Origin of the sequence: Photorhabdus sp. RM96S, from assembly GCF_042879335.1 — a bacterium.
Lineage (GTDB): Bacteria > Pseudomonadota > Gammaproteobacteria > Enterobacterales > Enterobacteriaceae > Photorhabdus > Photorhabdus kayaii.
This window is the reverse complement of sequence record NZ_JBHFKT010000174.1, coordinates 1-488: the sequence shown is the minus strand read 5'-3', so window position 1 is coordinate 488 and position 488 is coordinate 1. Positions and strand designations below refer to the sequence as shown.

The following is a 488-nucleotide window of genomic DNA, read 5'->3' as shown; positions in this document are numbered from 1 at the left end:
CCCGTTTGTTCATTAACCCAGGAAAAAGCGTAGCTGACCTGATGGCTTATCGGGTCAATAATCTCTTTACACACCCACTTGCCGGCTTGATTGAACCATGCTCCAAACTGAGCAAGGAGCTCCCGGGTACTGTCGCGGACATAATTCAACCCGTTTTCGGCCAGACCCGCCACCTCTTGCCCGAGGACAACCCAGTCTTCATAGCTGGGTAAAAACGACCAGCGGGAAGTGCTGAGAAGCGGTGGATTTTTTGTCAGCGGCTGTGGAATGGTCCCCGGCACACCCTCTGCAGGAGGGGTGGGTAAAGCTTCATCATCAGGAGGCGAACCGGGCGGCAGTGGGGCCAGTGGTATCGGATTTTTATAGTGTTGGGAATTGGGCTGATAAAGTTTTCGCCATGCTTCATCATACTGTTTTTGCTCTTCTGTGCGGTTATCGTCGACGCGCATTACCCCAAAGCGTTTTTCTGTTGCAATCTGGATATAATC

Annotated in this window: 1 pseudogene; it reads right to left on the bottom strand. The window is 51.8% G+C overall.

Annotation, left to right across the window (positions count from 1 at the left end):
- Positions 1 to 488: pseudogene (locus ACGF49_RS24820) on the bottom strand (VRR-NUC domain-containing protein); the annotation flags it as partial.